Below are 13676 nucleotides of genomic sequence, written 5' to 3'. Positions count from 1 at the left end.
CAAACACTGGATGCGCCAGGCTCAGAAACGCACCGTCGAGGAAACTTGGCGCCACATCGGCCACCTCGTCGAAACGATCGAGGCAGCCGAATGCAAGAACTACTTCGTAAATGCCGGATACGCTTCCGTCAAAACGTGAAGGACTCTAGGTGCACGATATCTGTGAGAGCTATATGCCGGTGCGCCAATAGCGATGCACCCTGACGCCGCTTGCGCTTCCCCCATTCCAAGACTCGCAAGCGATGCCGTCCTTGTCGGCATCATGTGTCGGCCAATAGCCGGGCTGCCCTTTATGCGCATTGGCAAGGCCGACGGCACGGGCGGCTGTGCAGTTCGGGAACGCGGCAAAGTGCCTGAGAGCGGCAAGCGGCGAGTCGATCTGGATACCGATAAAGCCATCGACGATGTAGCCGGACAACAGAATGAACGGCGCGAAAAGAGCCACCCATTTCAGCCTGCCCAGGCGATGAGCTGCAGGCCAACGCAAGAATGGCAGAAGCATTCCTGGCACGCCCCGGTTTCAGTACCCCAACACAGGTTATCTTGAGCCGTCTGTGGTGGCAATGACACCGGGCCGAGGACCAACGCGTTCAGGGAATTGGCGGAGCCGCTGGCCTTCGAGACTGTTTCGAAATTCGCTCTGGTGAGTCATATGATGGTGGTTTCGAGAACCGTAGCGCAGCGGACATTTGGTCCGTGAGCAACGGAAGCGCAGAAAACGCCATCACATGGCCGCAAGAGTAGAATTTCCAAACAGCTCTCTCAGCCCCTGATCGCCTTACCGGCCTGCTGCAACAGCTCGAACGCCGCGAAACGCTTGGCGTGCCAGCCGGCCAGCGAAGCATCGGGATGATAGACCTCGCCGAGTTCCGACATGCCCGCCATGGCCGTCACCAGGTCCTTATAGGAGCCGGCAGCGACCGCGCCCAGCATCGCCGAGCCGAGCAGCACCGGCTCCGGCGAGGTCGACGCCACCACCACCATCCCAGTGGTATCGGCAAGCAGCTGGCGCACCAGTGGGCTTTGGCCGGCGCCGCCGCTGACGACGATAGTGTCGACGGGGATGCCCTTGTCATGCTCGGCCCGCACGATCTGGCGCGCTCCGTAGCCCAGCCCGCAGACGCCGGCGACATAGAGCCCGACCAGGCTGTCGAGGTTGGTGTCGAGATCGAGCCCGGCAATCAGCGCGCGCGCGTCCGGGTCGGCGAAAGGCGCGCGGTTGCCGAGGAATTCTGGCACGACATGGATGTCGCCGGCCAGCGCCGGCGTCGCTGCGGCGCCCCCACGGCTTTGTGCCTGTAGCGACAGCCAGGCGCTGAGGCCGAGCCCCTCGGCCTGCGCTGTGGCCGCCGCTTCGCCGGCCGCCGGGTGCATGCACACCAGATGGTCGATGGCCGCGCCTGCCGCCGATTGACCGCCCTCGTTCAGCCACAGCCCCGGCACCATGGCCGAGAAATACGGACCCCAGACGCCGTCGACGAAGGCCGGTTCGGCGGTCGACGACAGGGTGCAGGCCGAGGTGCCGAAGACATAGGCCATGCGCGACAGGACGCTGCCGAAATCGCCGCGCGCCCCGACCGTGCCGACACCGCCGGCATGCGCATCGATCAGCCCGGCCGCCACCGCGGTGCCGGGGGCAAGGCCAAGGTCGGCCGCCGCCTGCGCGGTCAGTCCGCTGCCGAGCGATGCTCCCGCCGATACGATCTCGGTGCCGATGCGCGCAAACGCCTCGTCGGCCAGCGCGCCGAGGCCGATCTTGCGGAAATAAGTCTCATCCCAGCGGCTCTCATGCGCCAGATAAGTCCATTTGCAGGTCACCGTGCAGACCGAGCGGGCAAGGCTGCCGGTCGCTCGCCAGGTCAGGAAATCGGCGAGGTCCAGGAACTGCCAGGCCGCGTTGAAGGTGGCGGGCATGTTTTCCGCCAGCCACAAGAGTTTTGGCGTCTCCATCTCCGGCGAGATGACACCGCCGACATACCTCAGCACCGCCGCGCCGCTGCGGTTGATGCGGCGCGTCTGCTCGATCGCGCGGTGATCCATCCAGACAATGATGTTGCGTTCGGGATTGTTGGATGGGCCGACCGGCAAAGGCGCGCCGCCCTCGCCCAGCACCACCAGCGAACAGGTGGCATCAAAGCCGATGCCGGCGATCGCTTCCGGCGCTATGCCGGCCTGGGCGACGGCGGCGCGGGTGGCAATGCACACCGCCCGCCAGATGTCGTCGCTCGACTGCTCGACGATGTCGCCGGGCTCGCGCCAGACCTCGATGTCCTGCTTGGCCGAGGCGAGCAGGTTTCCCGCCTGGTCGAACACCCCGGCCCGCGCGCTGCCGGTGCCGACGTCGATGCCGAGATAGTGAGGCATGGGGAAACCTTCGGTTAGGTAGGGAGTAAGGCAGTAGGGGAATAGGCAGCAGGCGAATGGCGACTAGATTTTAGCCCGGACTTTGGGCCGCAGAACAGCATGCTGCCCTACTCCCGTCCCTTACTGCCCTACTCCCCTCACAAATCATTGCTCTGCGGCAGGATCACCAGATCCCGGATCGTCACGTTGCGCGGCCGGGTCAGCATGAACATCACCGCCTCGGCGACCTCGCGCGGCTGCATCAGGCCGCCGGCGGCGAGCTCTTCCTCGAGCTTGGCCTTCGGCCAGTCGTCGACCAGCGCGGTCACCACCGGGCCCGGCGCCACCGCACCGACCCGCAGGCCGTGCTTGGCCACCTGCCGGCGCACCGTGTGGACGAAGGCCTGCACGGCGTGCTTGGACGCGGTGTAGATCGGCTCCCAGACCACCGGAACCAGTCCGGCGATCGAACTGGTGACGATGATGTCGCCGGTCTTGCGCTGGACCATATGCGGCAGCACCGCGTGGATCGAGCGGAACACGGCGTTGATGTTGAGGTTCAGCATGCGGTCCCAGGTGTCGGGATCGCCGGTCAGCACCTCGCCGCCGACATAGGCGCCGGCATTGGCATGGAAGATGTCGAGCTGCCCGGCCTTTTCCAGGATCTGCGGCATCATGGTGGCGACGCTTGATGGCTGCATCAGGTCGATCACCAGCGGGATCGCCTTGGGGCCGAGTTCGGCGCACAGGCTGTTCAGCGTCGCCTCGGCGCGGTCGACCAGCACGACGCTGGCGCCCGCCGCCAGCATGTGTCGTGCGCATTCGAGGCCGATCCCCGACGCCGCCCCGGTGACGGCCGCAACTTTTCCGGACAGTTGAGTCATATCTCTCTTCCTGTTGATGGGTTCAGGCCCGGCCATGGGAAACACGCGAACGGCGGGCCAGCGAGTCGACGATGACTGCTATGGCAAGCACGGCGCCTGTGATCATGTACCGAAGCGACGAGGACAGATCGAGCAGCGTCAAGCCGCTGGCGATCGACTGGATGACGATGATGCCGAGCAGTGCAGAATAGGCGCTGCCGCGGCCGCCGAACAGGCTGGTGCCGCCGATGACGGCCGCCGCGATGGCGTTGAGATTGACGTCGCCGGTGCCGGCCTGTTGGCTGGCCGAGGCAAGCCGCGCCGCCGACAGCACGCCGCCGAACGCGGCCAGCATCGAGCACAGCACGAAAGCGCTGGAATAGATCAGCCGTACATTGATGCCGGCGCGCCTTGCCGCCTCGCGGTTGCCGCCGACCGCCGACATCGAGCGGCCCCATTTCGTCCGCGTCAGCGCGTAGTGCATGGCAATGACCAGGCCGACGAACAGGCCGAACATCCACGGGATGCCGCGCGCCTGGTTGAGATAGAAGACGATGAGTTCGAGCACGATCGTGATCGCCACCGCCCGCGTGACGATGCCGCCGGTAGAAGGTGCCGACAAGTTGGCGGCGCGGCGGCGCGCAACGGTGCGCAGGCCGGTGACCAACATGACGATGCCGGGCACCGCCGCCAGCCCGAACGACATGAATTTCGGCATCACCAGCAGCTGGCCGAAATCCACCAGGTTCGAGCCGTAAGGCAGGTTGATCGAGCCGGTGGAGCCGAGGATGTAGAGCTGCAGGCCGAGCACCGCGAGCAGGCCGGCCAGCGTCGATACGAAACTCGGCATGCCGAGCCTATTGAACAGCACCGCGTAGAGCGCGCCGATGAAGCCGCCCACGGCGACCGCGGCCAGGATGGCGAGCGCCACCGGCCAGCCCTGGTTGACCCACAACGTGCCGACAAGGGCCGAGGCAAAGCCGCTGATCGAACCGACGGACAGGTCGATCTCGCCGACCATCAGCACGCAGACGATGCCGAGCGCGATGACGCCGACGGTGGAGGAATCGAACAGCAGATTGACCAGATTGCTACTCGACAGGAAGATCGGGTTGATGCTGGCGAACACCGTCCAGATGATGACCAGCCCGACGATGACCGGCAGCGAGCCGAGATCGCCCGAGCGCACGCGGTCGAAGAAGGCGCGGATGCTGCCGCTTAAGCCGGCCTCGTGCTTGACGCGCACATCGGCGCGGTCGAGCTGCGGCGGAGCTGCCTGTTCCACTTGGCGGCTCATGGGCGTGGCTCCTGAATTTGATCCTGCCGGGCTTGCCGGCGCTCGGCGCGCCGCGACACCGAATTGTTCGACGCGCCGGTGATGGCGCTGACCAACTCCTGGTTCGAGGCGTCGGGGGTGAAGATGCCGTTGTTGCGGCCAAGCCGCAGCACGACGATGCGGTCGGCCACCGCACGCACGTCTTCCATGTTGTGGCTGATGATGACGACACCGAGGCCGCGGTCGCGCACCCGCTCGATCAAATTGAGCACCTCGGCGGTCTGCGCGACGCCAAGGGCCGCCGTCGGCTCGTCGAGCAGGATGAGCTTGGGTTCGAGCAGCAGCGAACGGGCGATCGCCACCGTCTGCCGCTGGCCGCCCGACAGCGACGCGACGACCACGCGGACACTGGGGATGCGCGCCGACAGCTCGTTGAGCAGCGTCCACGCGCGCACTTCCATCGCCACCTCGTCCAGCCGCAGCGGGTTGAGCTCGCGGCCAAGGAAGATGTTGGCGACGATGTCGAGGTTCTCGCACAGGGCCAGGTCCTGGAACACGGTGGCGATGCCAAGCGTCAATGCCGCGCTCGGATCAGCGAGCGTCACCTGCTTGTCGCGAAAGCTGATGGTTCCCGAACTCGGCTGATGCACGCCGGCGAGGATCTTGACCAGCGTCGACTTGCCGGCGCCATTGTCGCCGACCAGCGCCACCACTTCGCCGGCATGGACATCGAGATCGATGTCGGTCAGCGCCGAGACGGCGCCGAAATTCTTCGAAATGCCACGCAGGCTGAGCACCAGCTCGCCTGCTGGAACCGGTCCTTCCGGGGTATCGATCATGCCTGGAACACCTTTCAAGAAAAGACCGGTTCAAAATGCGGGTGAGCGCTGCCTGGCCACCGCGCGGGTGGCCAGGCAGCGGAACGGGCAACGGTCGCGGTCAGTTCCCGATGCCCAGCTTCTTGCAGCCTTCCGCGTAGCGATCGACGCAGAGTTCGGCCGCGGTGTTGATCTTCTTGTTGATGATCTCGGCCTTCAGGTTTTCCTGCGTCACCACCGCCGGCGTGAACAGCTGCGAGGGCGTATCGTACAGCGTCATCTCGGCCTTCGGCGTCTCGCCCGAAAGCAGCTTGATGGCGACGTTGGCGGCAGCCGCCGCCACGATCTCGCTCGGCTTGGAGATGGTGTTGTACTGGTCGCCGGCGATGATCAGCTGCAAGGCGGCGATCGTCGCGTCATTGCCGGTCACCGGCGGCACCGGATCGACGCCGGCCGCCTTGAAGGCGGCGATGGCGCCGCCACCGGTGCCGTCATTGGCGGCGACGACGCCGAGGATTTTTGGTCCGAAGCGGGTGATCTGGCCGCCAGCCCATTGCTGCGCCTTCGGCGGCGCCCATTCCGGCGTGTCGTATTCGGCCAGGATCTGGTAGCCGCTGTTGTCGAGGCCTTCATGGATGCCCTTCTTGATCAGGCCTGCCGCCGCGTCGGTCGGTGAGCCGTTGATCTGCAAAACGCCACCCGTGGCCGGATCGACCTTGAGCGCCTTCAGATGCGCGACCAGCGAGTCGGCGATAGCCTTGCCGATGCCCTCATTGTTGAACGAGACATAGAAGTCGGCCGGTGCGGTGGGGATCGGCCGGTCATAGGCGATGACCTTGATGCCCTGGCTCTGCGCCAGCTTGACCAGGGAGGCGGCGGCGGTCGAGTCCACGGGATCGAGCACGATCGCCTTGGCGCCCTGCGAGATCACCGAGTTGAACTGCTGCTGCTGGCGCGAGGCGTCGGCATCGGCGTTCTGGTAGAGCACCTTGCAGCCCGGGCACAGCTTCTTCATCTCGGCGGCGAAGCCGGGATAGTCGTGCTGTTCGTACCGGGTCGAGGCCTGGTCTGGCATCAGGAAGGCAACGGTGGCGTCGGTAACCTCGGCGGCCCTTGCGATCGCGGCGGTGCCGGCCAGCAGCGACAGCGCAATTGCTGCCATGCCAGCGGACTTCAATGAAGATGAAAAATGGGTCATTCGGTCTTCTCCGTTTCTGGATATGGTTGTAAGAAGGTCGTTGACTGCTTTGTTGCGAAGACACGCCTCCGCCCTCGCCCCAACTGCAATTGGGAACCAGGGCCCGGCACCGGCCTCTTGGCCGCGCCGACATCCTCCGCTGACGAAGGATTTCTAGGACAAGCGCTCTCCATCGCGGACCGCGTTATGCGGGCCACGTTGTCAGGCGAAAAATTGTGGTTCCTCCCTTGGTTCCTCCCTGGCTCCTCCGTTAAGCGGCTTTTCCCGCGTTGATGTTGTCGGCCAGCAGGCGCCTGAAACGTGAGGGCGGCATGCCCTTCTCCGCCAGGAACTGCCGGTTGAAATTGGACAGATTGTTGAAGCCGACCTCGTAGCAGATGTCGGTGATCGAGGCCTGCTCGTCGCTCATCAGAATCTGGCAGGCGAGGTTGATGCGCAGCCGCTTGACATATTGCACTAACGACATGCCGGTGTGGCGACGAAACGAGCGTGAGAAGGCGCCGGTCGACTGGCCGGCAATGGCCGCCAGATCCGTCTCGTCGAACAACTGCGTCAGGTTTTCACGGATATAAGCCAACGCCTTGTTCATACCGGCGGTCATGTAGCCCGAGGGATCGGGCCGGTAGCTGGCGCTGGCCAGCAGCTGGAATTCCTGGGCCCGGCTGAGCAGGCCTGATATCATCATGAACAGCTCGATGCGGCGCACGCCTTGCGCCTGCATCATCTCTTCCATCAGCGGCGCCAGCTCCTTGCTGGTGCGGCTGGAAAACAGCACGCCGCGCCGCGACGCCTCGAGCAGCGGCCCGAGCCCCGCCAGTTCCGGCAGCACATGCATGGCGTCGCCAATGAAGCTTTCCGAGAACTGGATAATCCGGCCGCGCAGCGGAATGGAGCTGTCCCTCGGGATATCGCTCACCCAATTGTGCGGCAGGTTCGGCCCCGTCAGAACCAGATTGCCCGGCTCGAACTCGCCGATGAAGTCGCCGACGAAATAGCGGCCGTTGGTGAAGATCACCTGATGCAGTTCATATTCGGGATGGAAATGCCAGCGCACGGTGTGGAAGGGGTAGCCATGCGACCACGCCTTGAAGGACTCACCGCGTCGTATCTGGACAACTTCCAGGTCCGGTTCCATGTCCGTTTCCTCCCGGGCCGGCACGGATCGTCGCCGCATTCGGCCCACATTCCCTAAACCGGCCGAATTGGTTTCGGCTCTGCATTTCGAGACCACGCTACCGGCTCATGACAGGAGGCGCCACCACGATTCAGGGCAACGGATGATACTTTTTTAACCGGGATAGGGACACGGAAAGGCAATATTCGGGCAGGATGGGATCAGCACGGCTGACGGCAACGCGCATGGTTCAGGCCCAGGCAACTGCCCCTGTTGAACCTGCCCTCCCAGCCCATCCGCCTCGGATCAAGCGACGCAAGCTGGGTCAAAGCCGCCTCGTGCGCGATCGCCGTAAGCGGAACCTTCTCAGTCCGGCGCCGACATAACGACGAAGTCCTGGCCGGAGCGGCTGTCGGGATGAAGCGGCGCGTCGGTGAGCACCATCACCATGCCCGGATGCATCCTCGCCTGCATGGCGTCGAGGAAGCTCCTTTGCGTGCTGAGCCGCTTGAGCATGTCTTGCTCGCTGTTGAAGAACGAGCCGGAACTGGCGCTGCGGCTGATGTCGACCCATTGCCAGTCATTGGCGGCTCCCGCCACCTGCAAGGTCAGCACATGGCTGCCAAGTCCGCCGGAGCCGGTGATGGTCAATGGCGCTTGGGCGACGACCACGCCGTTCTCGATCAGCATGATCTGCTTGTCGCCCGACGAGGCGATGATCGATGTGACCGGGAAATCCTCCGGCTCGACCCAGTCGGCGGCGCGCTTGTGGCCGTCCTTGGAAGCGACGACGTTCTGGAACTGCCCGGCCGCGCAGCCAACCAGCACCATTCCGGGATTGGTCAGTTCGGCCGGGTCGCCGCGCGCGCCCGAAATGATGACCGGCGTGCCGATATGGGTGATGCCGAACAGATTGCTGGAAAAGGCGAGCGGCAGCCGCACGCAGCCATGCGAGGCCGGATAGCCCGGCAGATTGCCGGCATGCAGCGCGATGCCCGACCATGTCAGCCGGTTCATGTTCGGCATCGGCGCATCATTGTAGGTGCTCGACTTGTGGTCCTTGTCCTTTTGGAGAATGACGAAGATGCCGGTCGGCGTCTCATGTCCGGGCTTGCCGGACGAACAGGTCGAGACCGCTATGCGCACGCCGTTGCGATAGACGTGCACACGTTGCTGCGGCAAGGAGACGATGATGGCGACCGGCCCCTTCTTCTGGCGCTCCGGATGCCAGGTGAACTCGCCGGGCTTGAGATCCTTGATGTCCTCAAGCGTCTCGGCGGCGAAGCTTCGCACCGCCGGCAACAACGCCAGCACGCCGGCGCCAAGCACCAAATGCCGTCTGTCGAGCCCCATGCCGCCCCCCTCGTCATGACCAGCCGTCAGTCTAGAGGCTTTCCGGCCCGGATAGAAGCAGTCATGTTTGGGCGGATCGGGTCGCGCCTCGCTCTCACCCGAACCGGGCTTGCGTCCACGCTCCACCAGCCGCATTCGACTCCACCGCCGCCGCGACGAACTTCACGCCGCGCGCGCCATCGACGACGTCAGGCACCTGCGCCGCGCGCGCCGGATCGACGGCGCCACCTGAACGATGGGCGCGGATGATGTCGGCGGCGTCGCGGTAGAAATTGGCGAAGGCCTCGATGTAGCCTTCGGGGTGCGCCGCCGGCATGCGTGACACGCGCCGGCTCTCTTCGGTTGAGCCATGGCCGCCGCGCACCAGCGTGCGGGTTTCCTCGCCGTAGCGGGAAAAGCGTAGTTCCTCCGGCCGCGCGCCCGACCATTCGAGCCCGGCTTTGTCGCCATAGATGCGCACGGACAGATCGTTGTAGTGGCCGGGCGATGTCTGGCTGGCCAGGATCGTGCCGCGCGCCCCGCCCGTCCAGCGCACCAGTACATGCGCATTGTCGTCGAGCCGGCGCCCCGGCACGGCGGTGAACAGGTCGGCCGAAACCGCCTCGGCCTCACGGCCCGAGATGTAGCTTGCCAGATTGAAGGCATGCACGCCGATATCGGCCAGCACCGCCGACTGCCCGGCGCGCGCCGGATCGGTGCGCCATTCCGCCTGCTTCTGGCCTTCGGCGTCGATCGGCCTGGTCAGCCAGTCCTGGATGTAGGCGCCATGCACGGACACGATGCGCCCGAGTTCGCCCGCCGCCACCATCTCGCGCGCCTGGCGGACCATGGCGTAGCCGGTGTTGTTGAGGGTGACGACGAAGCGGCGCTTTTTCGCCCGCGCCAGCGCCACCAGCGCTTCGGCGTCGGCCAGCGTCGTCGACAGTGGCTTGTCGCAGATCACGTCGATGCCGGCTTCGAGGAAGGCTGTCGCGATTGGTGCATGCAGATGGTTTGGCGTGACGATGACGACGGCCTCGATGCCGTCCGGTCGCGCGGCTTCGGCCTGCGCCATCACGCGATAATCGGCATAGCTGCGCTCCGGCGCGATACCGATCTCGGCGCCCGATGCGGCGGCGTTCTCCGGGTCGGAGGACAACGCGCCGGCGACCAGTGCGATCTGGTCGTCAAGGCGCATCGCCAGCCGGTGCACGGCGCCGATGAAGGCATTGCGGCCGCCGCCCACCATACCAACCCGCAAGCGTTCGCGTATCGAGCCGTCCGATATTGCATAGACCATGATTTTCAAACTCCTCCGGACAGGCGATTTCTGAGGGGTGCAAGCCGATGACGCCGCCAGCGCTTTCGAACCCGATTTCCAATTTCCATATTGTAAAACGATCGTGCCGCGCTAGCCTGAAATCATGAGTGGGGCAGGCAAAACATCGGGACGGTCCGTTGCCGACGAGGCGGCGACCCGCAAACGCGGACGCTCGCTGGCGGCACTCGGCTACATCCAGCCGCAGACCTATGAGGAATTGCGCGCGGTGCTGTCGTCCGGCACCGTGCATTTCCCCAAGCGGCTGCGTCAGGTCGCCATCTTCCTGTGGCAGCATCCGAGCGACGTCGCGCTCGGCACCATCGCGCAGGTGGCGGCACAGGCCGGCGTGCAGCCCTCGACGCTGGTGCGCTTCGCCCAGATCTTTGGCTATGCCGGCTTTTCCGATTTCCAGGGTCTGTTCAAGGACCATATCAAGGGGTCGTGGCCGGAGGGACGCGGCGAGCAGCGGACCGAACCCAACGCCGATCTGCATTTCTTGCACGGCATGGTCGCCGCCTCGCAGGCCTCGCTTGGCCGCGTCGAAAGCGGTTTCGACATCGAGAGTTTCGAGAAGATGGTGACGCTGCTGGCGGCCGCCGACCTGATCTATGTCATCGGCTCCAAGCGCGCCTTCCCCGTCACCACCTATCTGTCGCTGACGCTCTCGCAGCAGGGCGTGCGCAACGTGCTGGTCGACAATGTCGGCTCCACCGCGCTCGACCAGGTCGGCTGCATCGGCAGGCAGGACGCCGTGCTGGCGGTGTCCTTCAGCCCCTACAATTCGATCACGCCCGACCTCGTCGCGGTGGCACATGAGCGCGAGGCCCGCATCGTCACCATCACCGACAGCACCTTCAGCCCGCTGATCCGGCTGTCGGACACCTGGCTGGAGGTGGTCGAATCCGACTTTGCCGGCTTCCGCTCGTTGGCGGCGTCGCTGGCCGTCGGCATGGCGCTGGTCCACGCAGTCGTCGCGCGCCGCGGCCAATGAGGCGCTGCTGGCACAATTGACTGCCGGGAATTGACGTTCCATATTTCGAAAAATAGAAACTTTGTTCCGGGAGGAGGAATGGAGCTTCAGCTCAAAGGCAAGGTGGTGCTGGTCACCGGCGCGACGCAAGGCATTGGCCGAGCGATTGCCGAAACGCTTGCGCGTTCAGGCGTCGGTGGTCTGTTGGTCACCGGTCGCGAGAAGGCGCGCGGCGATGCCGTGGCAGCCGAGCTTTCGCGGCTCGGCACGCCCACGGTTTTCGTCGCCGCCGACCTTTCCGACCCCGAAGCCCCTGCCCTGCTGGCGCAAGCCTGCATCGATCGCTTCGACCGCATCGATGGCCTTGTCAACGCCGCCGGCCTGACCGACCGCGCGTCCTTCCTCGATGCCGACCTCGATGACTGGGCAGCGCTGTTCGCCGTTAATGCGCGCGCACCATTCTTCCTCATGCAGGCGGCGATTGCCGATATGAAGAAGCGCAGCCAGGGCGGCGCCATCGTCAACATCCTGTCGATCAATGCCCATTGCGGCTCGCCGGAGCTCGCCGTCTACTCCGCGACCAAAGGCGCGCTGGCCACACTGACCAAGAATGCCGCCAACGCCCATCGCTTCGACCGCATCCGCGTCAACGGCATCAATGTCGGCTGGACCGACACACCGGCCGAACGCACCATGCAGGCCGAGACGCTCGGCAACGGTCCGGGCTGGCTCGACGCCGCCAAGGCCTCGCAGCCTTTCGGCCGCCTGTTCTCGACGAGCGATGTGGCGAACCTCGCCGTCTTCCTGCTTTCCGATGCGGCCGGACCGATGACCGGCACGCTGGTCGACCAGGAACAGTGGGTGATCGGAGCGAACCGGTGAGGGCTGCTGCCTCCCCCGAGACACTTGGGCCGGCGCTGCTCGCCCGGTTGCCTGCCGCCGTCCAGAAACCGGCCTATGACCGCGCGGCGCTCGCGCCGGGCATGGCGCACCTCGGCGTCGGCGCCTTCCACCGCTGTCACCAGGCCGAATACACCGACGATCTGCTGGCCAGCCATTTCGACCGCTGGGGCGTCGTCGGCATCAACATCCGGCCACCCAGCCTTGACGACACACTTGGCCGGCAAGGCTGTCTCTACACGCGGTTGATCCGCGAGAACGGCAATGTCGAGGCGCGCGTCATCGGCAGCATCATAGAGGTCGTCGACAGCCAGGCGAGTGCCGCACCCGCGCTCGACATTCTGTCCTCATCCGACATCGAGCTGGTGACGACGACGGTGACCGAGAAAGGTTATTGCCACATCCCGTCCAGCGGCGAACTCGATCTCGACCATCCCGACATCGTCCACGACCTCGCCCACCCCGAGACGCCGCGCAGTGTGCCCGGCCTCCTGGCGCGGGCGCTGGAATTGCGCCGGGCGACACATGGCCGGCCGCTGACGCTGCTCTCCTGCGACAACATCCCGGCCAATGGCACTATCCTGGCCAATGTCGTGCAGGCTTTTGCCGAACGGCGCGGCAACGGCCTTGCCGACTGGATCTCGGCCAACGCCGCCTTCCCGTCGGCCATGGTCGACCGCATCGCGCCGGCGGTCACGCAAGCCGACCTCGACGGCGTCGAGCAGCGTTTCGGCTACCGAGATGCCGCGGTCGTAGTCGGCGAGCCGTTCCGGCAGTGGGTGATCGAGCAGAAATTTGCCGGCCGCGTGCCGCGCTGGGATCGGGTCGGCGCCAGCTTCGTCGACGACGTCACGCCGTTCGAGCATCTCAAGATGCGGGTGCTCAACGGCGCCCAGACGACGCTCGCCACGCTCGGCGTGCTGGCTGGCCTCGAACACACATTCGATGCCATCGCCGACCCGCTGCTGTTGGCCTTCGTGCGGCGCATGCTGGTCGAGGAGACGCTGCCGACGCTGCTGCCGGTACCCGGCATGGAACCGCTGGCCTATGTCGCGCAGAGCCTCGGCCGGCTGCGCAATATCGCGATCCGCCACCGCAACCACCAGATTGCCACCGACGGTTCGCAAAAGATCGTCCAGCGCCTGCTCAACCCGATCCGCGACCGCCTGAGCCAGGGCCAAAGCATCGCACTGCTGGCGCTCCCGGTCGCCGGCTGGATGGCCTATCTGATCCAGGCCTCGGCACGGTTCGGCAAACGCTGGCCGGTGTCGGACCCCTATGCCGGCAAGGTCGCCGACATATCGGACGCAACCGGCCGCGATCCACAGGCACTGGTGGCCGGCATCCTTGCCATCGACACGATTTTCGAGCCCGGCCTTGCCGCGAACGATGTGTTCCGCAGGTCCGTCACATCAACGCTCGGCGAGCTGCTGTCGGACGATCCGATGGCCGCCGTCAGGCACAGTCTGGAACAGGGCGAGGCCGTACGGTTGAAGCGGCCGGTACAATCGGCATAGTGGAACTCGGTCGTGAGGCCGCGA

The 13676-nt window shown here is 65.3% G+C and carries 12 protein-coding genes and 1 pseudogene; 4 read left to right on the top strand and 9 right to left on the bottom strand.

Annotation, left to right across the window (positions count from 1 at the left end; genetic code table 11):
• A pseudogene (locus tag AC1DZU_RS33715) lies at positions 1–139 on the top strand (IS630 family transposase); the annotation flags it as partial.
• A 30-nt stretch (positions 140–169) separates the two neighbouring features.
• Here the strand turns inward: AC1DZU_RS33715 and AC1DZU_RS33710 are convergent.
• From AC1DZU_RS33710 to AC1DZU_RS33670, 9 genes are all read right to left on the bottom strand, one after another.
• On the bottom strand, positions 170–445 hold the full coding sequence (locus tag AC1DZU_RS33710; RefSeq protein ID WP_477291546.1) for an excalibur calcium-binding domain-containing protein: 276 nt from the start codon (positions 443–445) through the stop codon (positions 170–172).
• 317 nt (positions 446–762) lie between these two features.
• Complete coding sequence (locus AC1DZU_RS33705) at positions 763–2364, bottom strand: FGGY-family carbohydrate kinase (RefSeq protein WP_477291544.1); 1602 nt, start codon at positions 2362–2364, stop codon at positions 763–765.
• Positions 2365–2501: 137 nt separating this feature from the next.
• A complete protein-coding gene (locus AC1DZU_RS33700) occupies positions 2502–3227 on the bottom strand; it encodes an SDR family oxidoreductase (protein WP_477291542.1) in 726 nt (241 codons plus the stop codon).
• A 22-nt stretch (positions 3228–3249) separates the two neighbouring features.
• Positions 3250–4503, bottom strand: a complete 1254-nt coding sequence (locus tag AC1DZU_RS33695) for a sugar ABC transporter permease (RefSeq protein WP_477291540.1) — start codon at positions 4501–4503, stop codon at positions 3250–3252.
• Entirely contained in the window at positions 4500–5321 is an 822-nt protein-coding gene (locus AC1DZU_RS33690) for an ATP-binding cassette domain-containing protein (RefSeq protein ID WP_477291538.1), read from the bottom strand. The genes AC1DZU_RS33695 and AC1DZU_RS33690 overlap by 4 nt, the downstream gene beginning before the upstream one ends.
• A 100-nt stretch (positions 5322–5421) precedes the next feature.
• The gene (locus tag AC1DZU_RS33685; RefSeq protein ID WP_477291536.1) at positions 5422–6498 is read right to left on the bottom strand and encodes an ABC transporter substrate-binding protein; all 1077 of its coding nucleotides are present in this window, start codon (positions 6496–6498) and stop codon (positions 5422–5424) included.
• Between the two features lie 250 nt (positions 6499–6748).
• Positions 6749–7633: a helix-turn-helix domain-containing protein gene (locus AC1DZU_RS33680; RefSeq protein ID WP_477226813.1), complete on the bottom strand. Its 885-nt coding sequence runs from the start codon at positions 7631–7633 to the stop codon at positions 6749–6751.
• Between the two features lie 345 nt (positions 7634–7978).
• The gene (locus AC1DZU_RS33675) at positions 7979–8965 is read right to left on the bottom strand and encodes a L,D-transpeptidase (RefSeq protein ID WP_477291534.1); all 987 of its coding nucleotides are present in this window, start codon (positions 8963–8965) and stop codon (positions 7979–7981) included.
• A 94-nt stretch (positions 8966–9059) separates the two neighbouring features.
• Positions 9060–10244, bottom strand: a complete 1185-nt coding sequence (locus AC1DZU_RS33670; RefSeq protein WP_477291532.1) for a Gfo/Idh/MocA family protein — start codon at positions 10242–10244, stop codon at positions 9060–9062.
• A 124-nt stretch (positions 10245–10368) separates the two neighbouring features.
• On the opposite strand from AC1DZU_RS33670, the gene AC1DZU_RS33665 reads away from it, so the two are divergent.
• The 3 genes from AC1DZU_RS33665 (at position 10369) to AC1DZU_RS33655 (ending at position 13652) form a co-directional block, all read left to right on the top strand.
• Positions 10369–11256, top strand: coding sequence for a MurR/RpiR family transcriptional regulator (locus AC1DZU_RS33665; RefSeq protein WP_477291530.1), 888 nt, complete (start codon positions 10369–10371; stop codon positions 11254–11256).
• A 78-nt stretch (positions 11257–11334) separates the two neighbouring features.
• Positions 11335–12117 (top strand): SDR family oxidoreductase, encoded by a 783-nt coding sequence (locus AC1DZU_RS33660; protein WP_477291528.1) that lies wholly within the window; start codon positions 11335–11337, stop codon positions 12115–12117.
• Complete coding sequence (locus tag AC1DZU_RS33655) at positions 12114–13652, top strand: mannitol dehydrogenase family protein (protein WP_477291526.1); 1539 nt, start codon at positions 12114–12116, stop codon at positions 13650–13652. Before AC1DZU_RS33660 ends, AC1DZU_RS33655 begins: the two co-directional genes overlap by 4 nt.
• Positions 13653–13676 lie beyond the last annotated feature (24 nt).

It is taken from the genome of Mesorhizobium sp. P2_A12 (assembly GCF_056405075.1).
Note: the sequence above shows the minus strand (reverse complement) of the source record. Positions and strands in the feature narration are given on the sequence as shown.

What these genes read in the sequence shown, in the direction of transcription:
- AC1DZU_RS33670 (WP_477291532.1), bottom strand. Translation starts at nt 10,244, where the DNA reads ATGGTCTATGCAATATCGGACGGCTCGATACGCGAACGCTTGCGGGTT.
- AC1DZU_RS33695 (WP_477291540.1), bottom strand. Translation starts at nt 4,503, where the DNA reads ATGAGCCGCCAAGTGGAACAGGCAGCTCCGCCGCAGCTCGACCGCGCC.
- AC1DZU_RS33680 (WP_477226813.1), bottom strand. Translation starts at nt 7,633, where the DNA reads ATGGAACCGGACCTGGAAGTTGTCCAGATACGACGCGGTGAGTCCTTC.
- AC1DZU_RS33690 (WP_477291538.1), bottom strand. Translation starts at nt 5,321, where the DNA reads ATGATCGATACCCCGGAAGGACCGGTTCCAGCAGGCGAGCTGGTGCTC.
- AC1DZU_RS33665 (WP_477291530.1), top strand. Translation starts at nt 10,369, where the DNA reads ATGAGTGGGGCAGGCAAAACATCGGGACGGTCCGTTGCCGACGAGGCG.
- AC1DZU_RS33675 (WP_477291534.1), bottom strand. Translation starts at nt 8,965, where the DNA reads ATGGGGCTCGACAGACGGCATTTGGTGCTTGGCGCCGGCGTGCTGGCG.
- AC1DZU_RS33685 (WP_477291536.1), bottom strand. Translation starts at nt 6,498, where the DNA reads ATGACCCATTTTTCATCTTCATTGAAGTCCGCTGGCATGGCAGCAATT.
- AC1DZU_RS33700 (WP_477291542.1), bottom strand. Translation starts at nt 3,227, where the DNA reads ATGACTCAACTGTCCGGAAAAGTTGCGGCCGTCACCGGGGCGGCGTCG.
- AC1DZU_RS33705 (WP_477291544.1), bottom strand. Translation starts at nt 2,364, where the DNA reads ATGCCTCACTATCTCGGCATCGACGTCGGCACCGGCAGCGCGCGGGCC.
- AC1DZU_RS33660 (WP_477291528.1), top strand. Translation starts at nt 11,335, where the DNA reads ATGGAGCTTCAGCTCAAAGGCAAGGTGGTGCTGGTCACCGGCGCGACG.